14 protein-coding genes, 1 tRNA gene and 1 pseudogene are annotated in these 16,157 nt (G+C 67.4%); 9 read left to right on the top strand and 7 right to left on the bottom strand.

The genetic code is table 11. The annotated features are described in order from the left end of the window. From I71_RS38475 to I71_RS23760, 3 genes and pseudogenes are all read left to right on the top strand, one after another. Positions 1-623, top strand: a pseudogene (locus I71_RS38475) (hypothetical protein); the annotation flags it as partial. Positions 624-1,016: 393 nt separating this feature from the next. Continuing rightward, positions 1,017-1,637: a class I SAM-dependent methyltransferase gene (locus tag I71_RS23765; protein ID WP_042699292.1), complete on the top strand. Its 621-nt coding sequence runs from the start codon at positions 1,017-1,019 to the stop codon at positions 1,635-1,637. A 76-nt stretch (positions 1,638-1,713) separates the two neighbouring features. Next, a complete protein-coding gene (locus I71_RS23760) occupies positions 1,714-2,559 on the top strand; it encodes a uroporphyrinogen-III synthase (protein WP_042699289.1) in 846 nt (281 codons plus the stop codon). 76 nt (positions 2,560-2,635) lie between these two features. Here I71_RS23760 and I71_RS38925 read toward each other — a convergent pair whose 3' ends face one another. The 4 genes from I71_RS38925 to I71_RS23745 form a co-directional block, all read right to left on the bottom strand. After that, positions 2,636-2,806 (bottom strand): hypothetical protein, encoded by a 171-nt coding sequence (locus I71_RS38925; RefSeq protein WP_199902244.1) that lies wholly within the window; start codon positions 2,804-2,806, stop codon positions 2,636-2,638. A gap of 188 nt (positions 2,807-2,994) precedes the next feature. Continuing rightward, positions 2,995-3,552 (bottom strand): hypothetical protein, encoded by a 558-nt coding sequence (locus I71_RS23755; protein ID WP_042699286.1) that lies wholly within the window; start codon positions 3,550-3,552, stop codon positions 2,995-2,997. 242 nt (positions 3,553-3,794) lie between these two features. Beyond that, positions 3,795-5,270 carry a cytochrome c oxidase accessory protein CcoG gene (gene ccoG / locus I71_RS23750; protein WP_042699301.1) on the bottom strand — a complete coding sequence of 492 codons (1,476 nt, stop codon included), beginning with the start codon at positions 5,268-5,270 and terminating at the stop codon, positions 3,795-3,797. 241 nt (positions 5,271-5,511) lie between these two features. After that, positions 5,512-5,937 (bottom strand): YqaA family protein, encoded by a 426-nt coding sequence (locus I71_RS23745; RefSeq protein WP_042699283.1) that lies wholly within the window; start codon positions 5,935-5,937, stop codon positions 5,512-5,514. 265 nt (positions 5,938-6,202) lie between these two features. On the opposite strand from I71_RS23745, the gene I71_RS23740 reads away from it, so the two are divergent. Then, a complete protein-coding gene (locus I71_RS23740; RefSeq protein ID WP_042699280.1) occupies positions 6,203-8,092 on the top strand; it encodes a PAS-domain containing protein in 1,890 nt (629 codons plus the stop codon). 130 nt (positions 8,093-8,222) lie between these two features. On the opposite strand, the gene I71_RS23735 is transcribed toward I71_RS23740, so the two are convergent. Together I71_RS23735 and I71_RS35225 are read right to left on the bottom strand one after the other, a co-directional pair. Next, positions 8,223-8,308, bottom strand: a tRNA-Tyr gene (locus tag I71_RS23735). A 158-nt stretch (positions 8,309-8,466) separates the two neighbouring features. Further along, positions 8,467-9,315 carry a hypothetical protein gene (locus I71_RS35225; RefSeq protein ID WP_049976304.1) on the bottom strand — a complete coding sequence of 283 codons (849 nt, stop codon included), beginning with the start codon at positions 9,313-9,315 and terminating at the stop codon, positions 8,467-8,469. A 438-nt stretch (positions 9,316-9,753) separates the two neighbouring features. Between I71_RS35225 and I71_RS23725 the strand changes: the two genes are divergently transcribed. The 5 genes from I71_RS23725 (at position 9,754) to I71_RS23705 (ending at position 14,956) form a co-directional block, all read left to right on the top strand. After that, positions 9,754-11,442: a Do family serine endopeptidase gene (locus tag I71_RS23725; protein ID WP_042699277.1), complete on the top strand. Its 1,689-nt coding sequence runs from the start codon at positions 9,754-9,756 to the stop codon at positions 11,440-11,442. A 114-nt stretch (positions 11,443-11,556) separates the two neighbouring features. Continuing rightward, a complete protein-coding gene (locus I71_RS23720) occupies positions 11,557-12,318 on the top strand; it encodes a glycosyltransferase family 2 protein (RefSeq protein WP_042699274.1) in 762 nt (253 codons plus the stop codon). 54 nt (positions 12,319-12,372) lie between these two features. Further along, on the top strand, positions 12,373-12,708 hold the full coding sequence (locus I71_RS23715; protein WP_042699271.1) for a lipid-A-disaccharide synthase N-terminal domain-containing protein: 336 nt from the start codon (positions 12,373-12,375) through the stop codon (positions 12,706-12,708). Continuing rightward, complete coding sequence (locus I71_RS23710; RefSeq protein ID WP_042699268.1) at positions 12,705-14,402, top strand: glycosyltransferase family 39 protein; 1,698 nt, start codon at positions 12,705-12,707, stop codon at positions 14,400-14,402. Before I71_RS23715 ends, I71_RS23710 begins: the two co-directional genes overlap by 4 nt. 158 nt (positions 14,403-14,560) lie before the next feature. After that, the gene (locus tag I71_RS23705; protein WP_042699265.1) at positions 14,561-14,956 is read left to right on the top strand and encodes a hypothetical protein; all 396 of its coding nucleotides are present in this window, start codon (positions 14,561-14,563) and stop codon (positions 14,954-14,956) included. A gap of 19 nt (positions 14,957-14,975) precedes the next feature. Here I71_RS23705 and I71_RS23700 read toward each other — a convergent pair whose 3' ends face one another. Then, positions 14,976-15,965: an ROK family protein gene (locus I71_RS23700; protein ID WP_042699262.1), complete on the bottom strand. Its 990-nt coding sequence runs from the start codon at positions 15,963-15,965 to the stop codon at positions 14,976-14,978. Between the last annotated feature and the right edge of the window lie 192 nt (positions 15,966-16,157).

The raw sequence follows: 16,157 nt of genomic DNA, 5'->3' as shown, positions 1-16,157 counted from the left end.
ATTTCCTGTTCGTGCTGCCGCCGCTGGCTGTGCTGGGCGGCATCGGGCTGGACCGGCTGGTCGGCTGGGCCGGCGTCTGGAGGCTGGGTGTGTCGCAGCGGACCGGGCGCGGTTTGTCGGCCGCTGCGCCGGCCGGTCTTGCGCTGGCCCTGATTCTGGGGCGCGAGGCGGTGGTGCTGGCGTCCCTGCACCCCGACGAATATGTCTATTTCAATGAGCTTGTCGGCGGAGTCGCCGGCGCTGTGCGCAATTACGATGTCGATTATTGGGTCAACAGCCTGCCTGAAGCGGTGGGGGAGTTGTCGCAGGTGATCGCCGCGGAGGAGGCGCACACCCATCATCACCGCACTTACAGCGTTGCCGTCTGCGCCGAACCTCTGGCCTTCGAGAAGCTGGCGCCGGCCAACCTGCATTGGGTCACCGACTGGACCCGCGCCGACTTCTTCATCGCCCCGACGCAGGAGGACTGCGACACGCTGATGGCCGGGCCGACGGTGGCGGAGGTCGAGCGCGACGGCGCCCTGCTGGCGGTGGTGAAGGATCTGCGCAAGCCGCAGGACCCGGCCGAAATGGTCGAAGTCGCCCGCCTGCGCACCGGCCGCCAGCAGCGCCACTGGTGGTGAGCGGCCCTCAGCCCCGCGGCAGGAGGCGGGTACGGTCCAGCAAGGCGTCGAAACCGGCCGCGCTGCGGATGCTGCTTGCGGGAAGCCCCGGCCGTCGGTCGCCGCTCAGAGCCAGTGCCGCCCTGGTCTCCGACTCTGTCCAGCGGTGGCACCCCAACACAGCGCAGGTGTTTTAATGGACGTTCAATCAAAAAAAGAGGGTGAGTGCATCTTTGAAAATCCCTTGGGACACAGTTCCAAATGAAAAGCTGAGAGTAGCGTGACATATTGCGTGATTTTTTGTTTGCGTCACTTTCATGACGGACGAAATCTGGCTATGGTCGCCGCTGCCGGCTTTGACTTGACCCTGTGGTGCCTGCCGGAACTGGAATCGAACTGGGGGAGACAGAGATCATGGACACCGAATCCATCCGCGCCGCCTATCGCCGCTATGCCGGATTCTACGACCGGGTGTTCGGGGTGCTTCTGGCCTCCGGCCGGCATGCGGCGGTGGAGTGGCTGAACCGTCGCGGCGGCCTGCGCATTCTGGAGGTCGGCGTCGGAACCGGTCTGTCGTTGTCCGACTACCGCAAGGACAACCGCGTCGTCGGCATCGACCTGTCCACCGACATGCTGAAGGTGGCGCAGGACCGGGTCGAGCGTGAGAAGCTCGACCATGTCGAAGGCTTGCTGGAGATGGATGCCGGCAAGCTGGCCTTCGCCGACGGCAGCTTCGACGTGGTGGTCGCCATGTATGTGATGACCGTCGTCCCCGACCCCCAGGGCACGATGGCGGAGCTGGAGCGCGTCTGCAAACCCGGTGGCGACATCGTCATCGTCAACCACTTCGCGGCACCCGGACGCGGCGTCCGCCGTGCGGTGGAAGGCTGGCTGTCGCCGCTGTCGAAGAAGCTCGGCTGGCGGCCGGATTTCACGCTCGATGCGATGATGACCGGGTCGCGGCTGGCCGTGGAGAGCATCCGCACATTGCCGCCCTTCGGCCTGTTCAGCCTGCTGCATTGCCGGCGGGGGTAGGTCCATCCCGCGTGACCGCACGCGCATTCCCCTGCTAGTCTCTTGTGTCATCACAGACGAACACGGGAGCGGGACCATGGCCGGACAGAGCGGCGATCTGGCGGGGAAGCGGATTCTGGTGCCGGAAAGCCGGGACCTCGATCTGTTCGCCGGCATGATGGAGCAGCATGGGGCCGAGACGATCCGCTGCCCGATGGTGAAAATCCTCGACCTCGACGATCCGGCACCGGCAAGGGCCTGGCTGGACCGGCTGCTGGCCGAGGGGTTCGGCGACATCGTCCTGCTGACCGGCGAGGGGCTGCGGCGGCTGATGACCGTCGCCCGCGCCATGGAGCGAGAGGCGGACGTGATCGCTGCCATCGGCCGGGCGCGCGTGTTCGTGCGCGGCCCGAAGCCGGTGAAGGCGCTGCGCGAGATCGGCTGCACCCCCTATAAATCGGCCCCCGCCCCGACCACCGACGGTGTCATCGCCATGTTGGGCGATGAGGATTTGAGCGGCCGCCGCGTCGGTATCCAGCTCTACCCCGACAATCCGAACGAACCGTTGCTGGAGGCCGTCCGGGCGCGAGGCGGCGAACCGGTGGCGGTGACCCCCTACCGCTATGCCAACGACTCGGAAACCGGCGCGGTCCAGAAGGCAATCCGCGACATGGCGGATGGGCGGATCGACTTCGTCGCCTTCACCGCCTCGCCCCAGGTGCGCCGCCTGCACGAGGTGGCGGACGCCTGCGGCCTTGGCGATGCCTTCCGCCAGGGCTTCGCCAGGACACGCATCGCCGCCGTTGGACCGGTGGTGGCCGAGGCGGTTGAAGCGGCCGGGGGCACCGTCGCGGTTTCTCCGGAATCGACCTTCCACATGAAGCCGCTGGTCAATGCCATCCGCCGGCTGCTGGCGGAGGGGGAGGGGCGGATTTCCTCATGATGCGCCGGGCGGCGCCGACCATACGGATGGCGCCCACCTGGACATGTGCGGAAACAGGGCCTGTGGCCGGCTGCCTTCAGTGTCCGATGTCGATGCGGAAGAGTTCCAGGTCCAGCAGTTCCATCGATATCCGGGGACGTCCGCCGGACTTGCGGGAGGCCAGCTTGCGGGCCAGGGGCTGGCTGAGCCAAGCGGCGCGGGCGCGGTCGAACAGGGCGGTACAGCGGTTGGACAATCTGGCATTCATGGCTGGTCAGGCTCTCTCGCAAGGGGATCAGGTCGGCGGCAAGCAGGGCTCCTGTGAGCAGTTGCAATAAGAATGTCCTGGCACTGTGACAGTTTCTATCGCCCGAAGGTCTAGTCGCTACGCCTTTGGGCAAGGGGCCAGCGCGGTTCTTCCTTTTTCTTCGACCAAAGTAGGAGGAGAGGAGGGCGCTACATCACCCCGCCGACCAGCCGCCGCAGGGCGTCGCGCGCGTCGCCATCCAGTACGGGGATGCCGTTGCGGGCTTCCAGCATATAGGCCCCCGGGTCGGAGAGGGTGCGCATGGCGAAGCCGGCGACCACCGGCGGTTCGCTGCTGAGCGGTTGCTGGTCGTAGACGGGGGTGAAGCTGCAGCCGGCGAGCAGCGCGCGGATCATCAGCGACTCGTCTGAACTGGCGCCGGCCGCCGGGCTGTTGATGCCGAACAGCAGCCGTTCCGCCTCCGTCTCGGTGACCATGCCGCGCTCCAGCAGGACGTCGACCATGGCCGAATTGGTCAATACCGCCGCCGCGCGGCCCTTCCAGCAGAAGCGGCCGTCGTCCCAGCCGACGTCCAGACTGCGAAAGATCATGTGCGGCTCGCTGCCGCCGGGAGCGCCGGCGACGATGTAGTTCACCCGCAAAAGCCCGTTCCAGGCGCCGGCCGGCGCGACGATGCAGGACAGCCCGCTCCGCGTCAGGCGCAGATAGGTGTCGTTGATGCCCGAAGGCTCGAAATCGAAAAGCATGGGGCCTTCACCTCGCGTCCGCCCGTCACCCTGCCGTCGGCCGGCCGGGTGTCCCCGCTGCGCAGCCTTGGTTCGCTCGAGTCAGGTGAGAGGCCTGCGGGCTTGCGCAAACTGTCCATGCGGGTGCCCCCCCTTTGCGCAGACAGACGAAAGGCGGTAGGCCGGTCCGCCGGCCACCGCCTTTCGTACCCCAATCCGCGTTGGGATGCTGGGCCGCGTTGGGGAAGTCGATCAGCCGGCGGTCAGTTCGCAGGCCCCAGGAAGACGCTGTCGTGGCTGGTCTTCTCGGCCGTCCCTGTGTCGGACAGCTGGAAGGCCAGCGGCAGCGATGCGGCGGTGACCGCCATGCGCGGCGCCGTGACGTAGACCCGGTAGGTGGCGACGCTGTCCGGAGCCGCCGAGATGGTGGCGGTGTGGGCGGCCGATTCGTCCTCCGCCTCGCCGATCACCTTGATATCGGCAGCGGGCAGGCCGGCGACGCTGAGGGTGTAGGAGCGGTTCTGCCGGGTCTTGTTGGCAACCTTGAAGGTGTAGGCGTTGCGGATCGACCCGTCCGACAGCGTCACGAACAGCGGGGCGCGGTCGCGCAGGACGGTGATGTTCAGGCTGGGGCGCAGCGCGAAGCTCCAGGCCATTGCCCCGCCGATGACCAGCATCAGCAGCGCGTAGACGATCACGCGCGGACGGACCAGACGCCATTGATAGGACTTGCCGGAGGCGCGGGTGTCCTGCGCGGCAAGGCTGTCGAAGGCGATCAGGCGGGTGGGCAGACCCTGCTGGATCATGATGCTGTCGCAGGCGTCGACGCAGAGACCGCAATTGATGCAGTCCGACTGTTCGCCGGTGCGGACGTCGATGCCCATCGGGCAGACCTGCACGCACTGGCCGCAATCGATGCAGTCGCCGAAGCCCTGGGCGCGGCGTTCGTCCCAGCTCTGCGACTTGCGCTTCGGTCCGCGGTTGTCGCCGCGGTCGGCCTGATACGTGACGACCAGCGAATGTTCGTCCAGCATGGCGGACTGGATGCGCGGCCACGGGCACATGTACATGCACATCTGCTCGCGCGTCCAGCCGGCCATCACATAGGTCATGCCGACGAAGATGGCGAAGAAGGACGTCGCCTCGTAGCTGGCCTGGAAGGTCAGCAGGTCATGCAGCAGGGACGGGGCGTCGGTGAAGTAGGCAAGAAAGCCGAAACCGGTGACGAGGCTGAGCGCCAGCCAGCCGGCGTGCTTGCCGATCTTGCGCAGGATCTTGTGCGTGGTCCAGGGCTGCTTTTCCATGCGGATCCGCTCCGCCCGGTCGCCCTCGAAAATGCGCTCGATCCAGACGAACAGGTCGGTCCACACCGTGTGCGGACAGGCGAAGCCGCACCAGACCCGGCCGGCCAGCGCCGTCGCCAGGAACAGCCCCAGAGCCGCCACGATCAGGATGCCGGTGAGGTAATAGATCTCCTGGGGCCAGATCTCGATCCAGAACAGGAAGAAGCGCGGGGCGGTCAGGTCGAACAGCACCGCCTGGGCCGGGGCGTCGGGACCGCGCTCCCACCGGATCCAGGGGGCGATGAAGAACAACGCCAGAAGAATCGAGAAGGTGACCGTCTTCACACGGCGATAGAGGCCCTTGACCGCCTTCGGGTGGATCGTCTTGTGGCTTTCGTACAGCGGGACCTTGGCTGGTTGGGCGGAGCCCTGCTGAACGATGCTTCCCTCTGGCATGTCGATGCGCCTGATTTCCGGTTCCACGTTGGCGCGGAGCATAGTCGACCGCCCGTGCGGCGTGTTTGACCTCTGTCAAACAACGTCGATATTCCGAAAAGCCCCTTCAGATCCGAGGCTTTTCACCGGTTCGAGGGATCCGCGTTTCGAGGTCCGTTAATACTGTGCCCGCGGGGTTCTCCACAAGCTGATTGTTTCTGGAGAATGGCGGAATTACTTTTAATAATGATGCTATACTATTTCATATGGCAGCAATCAGCATAACATATCTTCCCAGTTTTCCGATGGTCACCAGCAGCAGGAACAGGCGCAGGTCGACGCGCAGGATGCCGGCGACCAGTGTCAACGGATCGCCGATCACGGGCACCCAGGCCATCAGCAGCGACCAGATGCCGAAGCGGCGATACCATCCGGTGGCCCGCTCCACCAGCGGACGCGAAACCGGAAACCAGCGGCGGTCCTGGAAATGCATCAGGTAGCGGCCGAGCGCCCAGTTGATCGTCGAACCCGCTACATTTCCGACCGTTGCCGCCAGAATCAGCAACCCGTCGTTATAGTTGCCGGATGTATGGAGTCCGGCGAGCAGAAGTTCCGACTGGGCGGGAAAAATCGTCGCGGCGACCAGCGCCACCAGGAACAGGCTGCCATAGGCGGCCGCATCTGCCATTGTGCAAATCCTCATCGTTGACAACGGCTTGACCGTGGCCCATCCCAACAGGCGCAGGATTAGGCTTCAGTGTCCCGTGAAATCAAGAGGTCGGCTCACCGGGTTTGCCGGAGATCGTCATGAAATGGCGCTTGCCCGGCAACTGAAGAGCGACAAGAATGCGATGAATTGTTCGCGGCGCGTGTTGAAGTGCTGGATTATTCCCGTATTCACTCGTGCCGGCCGCGGAATTTGCCCGCGGTTTCTATGGAGGGTAGGCACGGGCATGGGGGAAACCGGGTTCGCCCGCTTTGACGCCGACGAACGTCTGGTGTGGGCCAATGCCGCCTTCGCGGACCGGTTCGCCGTGGCCGGCGATGCGACTTTGGGCGGGTTGCTGGGCAGTCTGCTGGGCAGTGCGGCGATGGCCGATCTGCGTCATGGCCGTCCGACCACGCGGGGGCTTCCCGACGGTGGCGCCGTGACCTTCGCGCTGGGTGCCGGCGGACCGGGCGCCGACGGGTCGGACGAATGGCTGCTGACGGCGGTCGATGCCGTTGCCTCGGGGGCGCCATCGGCGCACGAGCCCTGGGCGCAGATCGGCTCCGTGCTCGACTGCCTCAGCCAGGGCGTTATGGCTTTCGACCGCGAGTTGCGCCTGGTCGCCTGGAACCGGCGCGTGCTGGAACTGCTGTCCATCGACCCCGCTTTCCCGCGCTATGCCCAGCCCTATGAGACGGTGGTGCGCCACATCGCCGAACAGGGCGGCTATGGCGACGGCAATGTCGACGATCTGGTGGCGCAACGGCTGGATTATATCCGCAAGGCTTCCTGGCCCTTCTACAACGAGCGGGTGCGGCCTGACGGCGTCATCATCGAAACGGTGACCCTGTCGCTGCCCGAGGGCGGATTTGTCACCACCTACACCGACATCACCCGCCGCAAGCTGGCGGAGCGGGAGTTGGCCTCCAGCCGGGAATTGCTGGAACTGGCGATCCGGGCGGCCCGCGAAGGCATCTCGCAATGGGATCTGCCTGGAGGGGAGGTGTGGTTCTCCCCGCAATGGTGGGGCCTGCTGGGTTATTCCGAGGCGGAGATGGACAACAGCCGCCGCCGCTGGGAGGAACTGCTGCATCCCGAGGATCGCGACGCGGCGCTGGAGATGGTGGAGGAACTGGCAAGCGGGCGCCGGATGGAAAGCCGGCAGTTGCAGCGGTTCCAACACCGCTGCGGACAGACCGTCTTCCTCGAAACCCGTGTGCTTGCCGTGGCGGGCGGCGACGGACGGATTTTCCGCATCGTCGGATCCCACACCGACGTCACCGAAAGCGTCCACGCGGCCGAAGCCGTGCGTGCCGCCAAGGAGGAGGCCGAACGCGCCCTGCAGGATTTGAAGGATGCGCAGGTCCAACTGATCCAGGCGGAGAAGATGGCGGCCCTGGGCGCATTGGTGGCCGGCGTGACCCATGAAATCAACACGCCGGTCGGCATCGCCCTGACCGGCGCCTCGCTGTTGGCGGAAAAAACCCGTGCCCTGCGCCACCTGTTCGAGGCCGGCACCCTGCGGCGAGGCGACTTCGCCGACTACATCGACATCGCCGACGAGGCGACACAGCTGATGCTGCTCAATGTCGAGCGCGCCACCCGCCTGATCCAGAGCTTCAAGCAGATCGCCGTCGATCAGGCCAGCGAGGAGCGCCGCGTCTTCGAGGTGAACCACTACATCCACGAAGTCCTGCGCAGTCTGGGCATGCGGATCCGCCGCAGCGGGCATTCGGTTGTGGTGGACTGTCCGGAGGATCTGACGCTCGACAGCTATCCCGGCGTCTTCAGCCAGATCCTGACCAACTTCGTCATCAATTCCCTGTTGCACGCCTATGATCCCGGCGTGCGGGGGCGGCTGACAGTAACGGTGAGGGTGGTTGGAGGAGAGGTCGAACTGGTCTATGCCGACGATGGACGCGGCATATCGGCCGACCTGCATGGCAAGGTGTTCGAACCCTTCTTCACCACCAGCCGGGACCGTGGCGGCAGCGGGCTGGGATTGAACATCGTCTATACGCTGGTCACGCGGACCCTGCGCGGCCGGCTGCTGCTGGACAGTGCGCCGGGGGCTGGAACGGCCTTCACGCTGCGCTTCCCGCGCGTGACGCCGGCCGAGCCGCTGCCACTGTAGGGTGGAGGGAGGACTTCAAGGAATTTGTGCGTTCTGCAACGGTCGGCCGACACGAAGCATTTGAATTGCAGTGCCGCCCCGCCATCAGGAGAGCCGGTCCGCAATCCGGATGCTCTCGACTGTGGTGCGATGGTGGAAGGGGCTGGATTCGAACCAGCGTACGCTAACGCGGGCAGATTTACAGTCTGCTGCCTTTAACCACTCGGCCACCCTTCCATCGGGGCGCAGAGGATTAGCCTTTCGATCGGGGGGCCGTCAAGCCCCTTTTGCACCGAAAACCCGAGCGGAGGCGTGGCAACAAAAAACCTCCGCCCCACCAGGGGACGGAGGTTTTTCAAAGGGGCTTTTTCAAACCCGCTTTTTCAAAGATCCACTCAGTTCGGACGGCGTGAGGCGCGGTGCGCGGGGATCGGGATCGGGCGGATCGCCTGTTCCTCGCGACGGCTGGCCGACATGTCGATCTCCACGCGGGCCAGGGCCTTGCGCAGTTCGTGCACGGTGTCGGACAGGGCCTGGATCGTCGCCTCGCTCGGTTGCTGACGCCAGCCGCGATAAGCGGAGATGCAGGCCTTGGCGGTGTCGCGCAGGCGGCCTTCCACCGCATCCACCGGCGGGGTCGGCTGGCCGGGAGAGCGCGGGGCCTCCGGTGCCGCGGACGCCGGGGCAGCGGCGGGAGCCGGTGCGGGAGCCGGCGCCGGCGCAGGGTCCGGCCGGTTCAGGCGCAGCGTTTCCGTCGGGGCCGGCGCCGGCGCGGCGGCGGGAGCCTCGGCGGAAGCCTGTTCGGCCGTCGGTTCCGTCCGTGCGGCACGGGTGAGCGTGGTCCGGCCGGTGCGGCCGGCGGCGCGGCGCGGTTCGGCAGGGGCTTCCGGCTCCACGGCGGGAACGGCGACCGGGGTTTCGGCCGTCGCCTCGGCAGCCGCCGGAGCGGGCGCCTCGTCGGCGGGCTCCGGTTCTGCGGAAGCGGCGGCGTCGATGGCCTGCGTATCGTTCTGCGTCACGTCAGCGGAAGCGCCATCCATCTGGCCGGCATCGCCCTGGCCGCTTGCGGCCTCCGCCTTCTTGATGATGTAGGAGATGGCGCTGGGGGTGCACTCGAACTCGCGGGCGATGGCCGAAAGGGTTGCGCCGCTGCGGTAACGTTCAAGAATTTGGGGCCACGCCGACTGCGGAATGCGCCCACGCTTCTTGGGAGACTCCGGTTCGCTCCCGGTTTCTGCGTTCATTATATCGCTCGGTTGCCAAAGTGAATTTTCAGTCATTCGTCAGCATGTCCACCCGGACCGCACGCTTCCGACGCGGGACCACGCGGGCGCGTGCGTCAGCAGCATCGAGGCTTCACGCTGGCGGGCGATGTTTTCGGTACGGATGACTATCGGAAACTCTTCTCAAAAATGCCAGCATAACTTTGCGTGGAATCGTGATTTTGTATCAGGTGTCCCCACCGGACACGATGATTGGTGGCGACCTGCACTTTTAAAAACCGGAGTCGACAGCAAACCTCCGGTGGCGCAGACGCATGGCCGGCATCCGCAGGTCGCCATGCTTTTGAAAAGTGCGATGGACCCCGGACGGGGGGTTCCGTGTTTTGAGCTTAAGGAAACAGCCCCGGCCGGGGCCGCAACCCCTTTGTTCCCGCCCAACCGTTTTCGCGGAGACCGTCCATGCCGCATGCGTCCGTGCCGCGTTCGTACCCGATCTTCCGGCGTTTTTCGGCCGTGGCGCTGCGTGCGCTGCTGTCCGGCGCGGTGCTTCTGCCGGTTCCGGCCATGATTCCACCCGGGGCGCCGGCCGCCGCGCAGGACGCCTCTGCGGCGGTAGCCTCACCGGGAGCGAGCAGAACCTACTCGCCGCCCTCCTTCCGCGACCTTGCCCGGACGCAGATCGACACGGTGGTCAACATCTCCAGCACCCAGGATCCCCAGCCCTCGGCCGGTGGTGGCCGCCTGCCGGAGGGGATGGACATTCCGCCCGGCTCCCCGCTGGAGGAGTTCTTCCGTGAATTCCGCAACCGGCAACGAGGCGGCCAGGGCGGCCCGGGAGGCCCAGGCGATGGCTCCCAGGAAAGCGGCCCGAACGGCGGTCCGCCGGGCGCCGGTCCGCAGGGAGGCGGTGCTCAGGGAGGCGGTGCTCAGGGACTGCCCAGCATGGCGCTGGGCTCCGGCTTCATCATCGATCCGTCGGGCCTGATCGTCACCAACAACCATGTGGTTTCGGACGCGGCCGAGATCGCCGTCACCCTGCATGACGGCACCAGGCTGCCGGCCAAGCTGGTGGGTTCCGATACGCCGACCGACCTCGCCCTGCTGAAGGTGGAGAGCCCAAAGCCGTTGACCGCCGCCCATTGGGGTGACAGCGAAACGGTGGAGGTCGGCGACTGGGTGGTCGCCATCGGCAACCCCTTCGGCCTCGGCGGCTCGGTGACCGCCGGCATCCTGTCTGCCCGCGCCCGCGACATCCAGCAGGGTCCCTACGACGAGTATCTGCAGACCGACGCCGCCATCAACCGCGGCAACTCCGGTGGTCCGCTCTATGACGCCAGCGGTGGGGTGATCGGCATCAACACCGCCATCTATTCGCCGACCGGCGGGTCGGTCGGCATCGGCTTCGCCATTCCGTCCTCGCTGGCCAAACCGATCATCGACCAGTTGAAGGACGGCGGAAAGGTCCGGCGCGGCTGGCTGGGCGTCCAGGTCCAGCGGGTGACGCCGGACATCGCCGAGAGCCTGGGCGTGGAGGGCACCGGCGGCGCGCTGGTCACCAGCGTTTCGCCCGACAGCCCTGCGGCTTTGGCCGGTCTGCGCCAGGGCGACGTCATCACCGCCTTCAACGGCGACGCGCTGGAGCAGATGCGCCAGCTTCCCCGCCTTGTCGCCTCGACCGAGATCGGCCGCACCGTGCCGATGACCCTGCGGCGCGGCGGCAAGGACCAGTCGATCGAGGTCACCGTCGGCGAACTGCGCGACGAGCCGCAGCAACTGGCGATGTCCGGATCGAGCGGCGCCCCCCGCTCCGCCCAGCCGGAGGAGGGCAAGTCGGCGTTGGGCCTCAAGCTGTCGCCGTTGACCCCTGGCCTGCGGGAGACCTTCTCCATCGGCGAGGATGTCGACGGGCTGGTGGTGACGGAGGTCGACCGCGACAGCCCGGCGTCGCAGCGCGGACTCGACCTCGGCGACGTCATCGTGGAGGCCGGGCAGGAGCCGGTGGCGACCCCTGCCGACCTGGAAAGCCGCATCGCCAAGGCGAAGGAGCAGGGGCGCAAGACCCTGCTGATGCTGGTCAGCCGTGCCGGCGATCTGCGCTATGTCCCGCTTCCGCTGGAAGGCGGGAAGGAGGGCGGCCGGAAGGGGTGATTCGGCCGTCTTGAAATCGGATGAGACGGACGCGGAGATCTGCCCCGCTTCCGTCTCATCCTTTTCCTCTACCGTTCGCCGCGCCGCGAGAGTAATTTGCCGCCCGTTTGGCGAATGGGATGGCAAGCCGTGAGCATTTATCCGGAGAACGGCCAGCCGGTGCGGCTGTCGGTCGTTGTCCCCGTTTTCAACGAGGCCGAGAATGTCTTGCCGCTGCTCGAAGAGATCGAGCGGGCGCTGGCTCCGGTCGGCGGTTTCGAGGTCATCTTCGTCGACGACCAGTCGGACGACGATACCCAGGCGCGCCTTGCCCCGGCGGTCGAGGCCGGCCGGCTCCGCGTGCTGCGCCATGTCCACCGCTCCGGCCAGAGCGCGGCGGTGCGCAGCGGCGTCAAGGCGGCGCGCGGCGAGTTCGTGGTGACGCTCGACGGCGACGGCCAGAACGACCCGGCCGACATCCCGGCGCTGTTCGCCCTGGTCTCGACGGGAGAAGCGGGTGCCCCGGTTCTGGTCGGCGGCCTGCGGAAGAAGCGGCAGGACACCCTGTCCAAGCGCTGGGCCTCCAAGTTCGCCAATGCGGTGCGTCAGTCCTTCCTGCAGGACGGCTGCACCGACAGCGGCTGCGGCCTGAAGCTGTTCCGCCGCGATGCCTTCCTCGATCTGCCCTTCTTCGGGGCGATGCACCGCTTCCTGCCGGCGCTGTTCCGCGCCCATGGCCACCCGGTGGCCTATGTGCCGGTGAACCATCGGCCGCGTGAACGCGGCGTGTCAAAATACAACAACTGGCGGCGCGGGCTGATCGGCGTGGTCGATCTGCTGGGCGTTTACTGGCTGAAGCGGCGGACGAAGCTGTCCGCGGTTTCCGAACGCCTCTGACGTCTTTTAAAGCCGGTCGACCTTTGATCGACCCATTCGGGACAGGATTTTACGATGCTTGAGCGCGCCGCCGCGTGGTTCCAGGGGCAGAGCACCACCGACCTGATCTGGGTCGGCATCGGTTTCTTCGCCCAGATCATGTTCACCATGCGCTTCCTCGTGCAGTGGATCGCCAGCGAAAAGGCGCGCCGCAGCGTGGTGCCGGAGATGTTCTGGTACTTCTCGCTGGGCGGCGGCGTCCTGCTGTTCGCCTACGCCTTCTACCGCTTCGACCCGGTGTTCATGCTGGGGCAGGGCATGGGTCTGGTGATCTACGCCCGCAACGTCTATTTCGTCTGGTCGCACAAGAAGTCGCAGGCGGCCGGCGACGCGGTGCCGAGCAAGCCGTGACCGCAGCGCCCTCGTCCCCGCCGCAAAGCCGCCTGCCGATCTGGGCCTATGCGCTGCTGGCGCTGATCGCCGCGGCGCTGTTCCTGCCGGGCTTCACGATCCTGCCGCCCTTCGACCGGGACGAATCGCGCTTCGCCCAGGCATCGTCGCAGATGCTGGACAGCGGCAACTATGTCGACATCCGCTTCCAGGACGAGACGCGCTACAAGAAGCCGGTCGGCATCTATTGGCTGCAGAGCGTCGCGACCGCCGCCGCCGATGCGGTGCGCGGCATCCCGGTCGGCGCCGACAAGGTTATCTGGACCTACCGCATCCCCTCCGTTCTGGGCGCCATCCTTGCCGTTCTCGCCGGCGCCTGGACGGCCGCCCGTCTGTTCGGCGGTTCCGCCGGTTTCATCGCCGGGCTGATGATGGCCTCCTGCGTCGTGCTGGGGGTCGAGGCGCGGATGGCCAAGACCGACGCCGTGCTGCTCGCCACCGTGGTGATCGGGCAGGCGGTGCTCGCCCACCTCTATCTCCGACGTTGCGAGCCGGCGCCCGTCGGGCGGGCCGCCTGGGCTGCTCCGCTGGTCTTCTGGATCGCCGCCGGCATCGGCGTGCTGGTCAAGGGACCGATGGTCCTGCTGGTGTCCGGCAGCACCGCGCTGGTGCTGGCGCTGTGGGACCGCGAGGCTGGATGGCTGAAGCGGCTGAAGCCCCTGGCGGGCCTCGGCATCGTAGTCGCCATCGCCGCACCCTGGCTGATCGCCATCGCCATCAAGAGCAAGGGCGCCTTCTTCGCCGAATCCGTCGGCCACGACATGCTGGGCAAGGTGTCGGGCGGGCAGGAGGGCAAGGGGCTGCCGCCCGGCTATTATCTCGGCACCTTCTGGGTGACCTTCGCTCCCTGGTCGCTGCTGGCCCTGCTGGCGGTTCCCTGGGTGTGGGCGCGGCGACGGCTGGACGCCGTGCGCTTCTGCATCGCCTGGATCGTCCCGAGCTGGCTGGTGTTCGAGGCGGTGCCCACCAAGCTGCTCCACTACACCCTGCCGGTCTTCCCGGCCATCGCCGCCCTCGCCGCCGCCGCCCTGATCGACGGCTTCGACCGCAGCCGGGAACGGCCGCGCCGCTGGCTGGTGGCCGCCGCAGTGGCGCTGGGCGCGATCGGCTTCGGTGCCCTGGTTCTGGCGGTGGCGGTGATCCCCTGGCTGGTCGACCGCCGGATCGACCCGGTCGGGGTGGCGCTGGTGCCGGCGGTGGGCGGCCTCTTTGCGCTGTCCCTGCGCTCGCTGCTGCGGGGCGGGCGGCGGACGGGGCTTGCCGCCGGCGTCGGCGCCGCGGCGCTGCTCTATGCCGGGACCTATGGCGTGGTGCTGCCGAACATCGACGGTGTGTGGGTCAGCCGGCAGGCGGCCCGCGCGGTGGCCCAGGTCCGCCCCTGTCCCGACAGCGTGGTTGCCGCGGCCGGCTATTCGGAGCCGAGCCTGGTCTTCCTGCTCGGCACCCCGACCAAGCTGGTCCATGGGGCGGGTGCCGCCGCTCATCTGACCGCCGACCGCGCCTGCGCTCTCGCCCTGGTCGAGGACCGGGAGGCGCCGGCTTTCCTCGACAGTCTGGGCACCGCCGCGCCGTTGCCGCTGGCCGAATTGTCGGGCTTCAACTACAACACCGGCAAGCGTCTGCACCTGACGCTTTACCGCCTGCCGGCTTCCTGACCGGATAGTCCCGGCGCCGTATCGTAAGGCGGGGCCTATGCCCCGCTTGCGCATGCGACTGCCGGGTTGGGTAACGCGCCTCCGCATTGGACGGCGCAGGATCTTTGCGCTCGACTGCCCCTTCCGATCCGTTGTTCCGGACGAAAGGTGCCTGTTCGATGACCCGTGTTGCCGTCCCTGCCAAGATCGCCGTCTCCGCGTTCGCCGCCGCACTGGCGGCGATGCTGCTGCCGCTGCCGGCCCATGCCCAGAAGCAGGAATACGCGCCCTGGGTGTACGACCAGATGGTTCCGACCGGTCCGCTTCTGCGCAACCTGGATCAGGCCCAGCCGCTGCCCGGCCCGGCGCCGTCCCATTGGGGGGCGACGAAGGCCGGACCGGACCGTGCGGGGATGGCGCGCTACGGCACCGACGTGAAGCGGATGGACCGGCATTACTCCACCACCCATTCGCTGACGCCGCCGCCGGTGGACGCCGCCGCCGCCAAGCGGGTGATGGCCCCGCCGCGCAGCGCCGACGTCCCGCCGGACCCGCGGACCGTCCGGCGGGACTGAGATCCCGCCGGCCTGACCGTCAGGCCGCGTCCGGCATCTCTCCGGGCCGCCACAGCCATGCTGCACCGCGCACCCCACTGGAATCGCCATGGCGGGCGCGGCGCACCGGCGTATCCAGACGGTCGCTGAAGGCCCAGGGCTGCATTGCCGCCGGCAGCCGCTCATACAGCAGTTCCGCGTTCGACAGGCCGCCGCCCAGCACGATCACGTCGGGGTCCAGCAGGTTGGCGACTGCGGCGAGACCGCGGGCAAGCCGGCCGACCAGCCGGTCCGCCGTGGCCTTGCATCCGGCATCGCCTGATGGGTCCGCGGCGCGCGCCAGGATCGTCGCGGCGTCGAGAGTCTCGCCGGTTGCCGCGAAATGGTCGGCGGCGACCGCCGGTCCGGCCACGAAATTCTCCAGACAGCCATATTTGCCGCAATAGCAGGCCGGCCCCGGCCGTTCGTCGTCGGCCGGCCAGGGCAGGGGGTTGTGGCCCCATTCTCCGGCGATGGCGTTGCGGCCGCCCAGCACCCGGCCATGCACGACGATGCCGGCGCCGCATCCGGTGCCGAGAATCGCCGCGAACACCACGCCGCAACCGGCCCCGGCGCCATCCGTCGCTTCCGACACCGCCAGACAGTTGGCGTCATTCTCGATCCGCACTGGCCGGGCCAGCACCCGGGTCAGGTCGCGCTTGAAGTCGCGCCCGATCAGCCATGTCGAGTTGGCGTTCTTCACCAGCCCGCTCGCCGGGGAGATGGCGCCCGGAATGCCGAGTCCGACGGTCGCCCTGCCGCCCGCGGGGATTTCCCCCTCCAACCGGGCGACCAGATCGCGGATCGTTGCGACGGTGCCGTCATAATCGCCTTTCGGCGTGGGAACCCTGTGGCGGGCCAGTTGGTTGCCCTGGCGGTCGAGCAGGATGCCCTCGGTCTTGGTGCCGCCCAGGTCGATGCCGATGCGGTGTCCGCTCCCATATCCCTCTTCGGTCCCTGTTCCGGCCGATTGCGATCCGGTGGCTGCCATGCCCTGTCACCTGTGCGACTGTCCTCAGCCCATCCATAGCGTTGCCTGCCCGCCGCGCCAATGGGACAAAACGCAAGCAACGGGCAAATCCCATTGACCCGTCGCGGCGTTCGGGTAAAAGGTCGCCGACTGTCGGGCGATGCCGATCTTCGCCCGATCCCGTCCTGTCGTACCGCGCCACCGGAGCCCCTG

The organism is Azospirillum sp. B506, from assembly GCF_000333595.1.
Lineage (GTDB): Bacteria > Pseudomonadota > Alphaproteobacteria > Azospirillales > Azospirillaceae > Azospirillum.
Note: the sequence above shows the minus strand (reverse complement) of the source record. Positions and strands in the feature narration are given on the sequence as shown.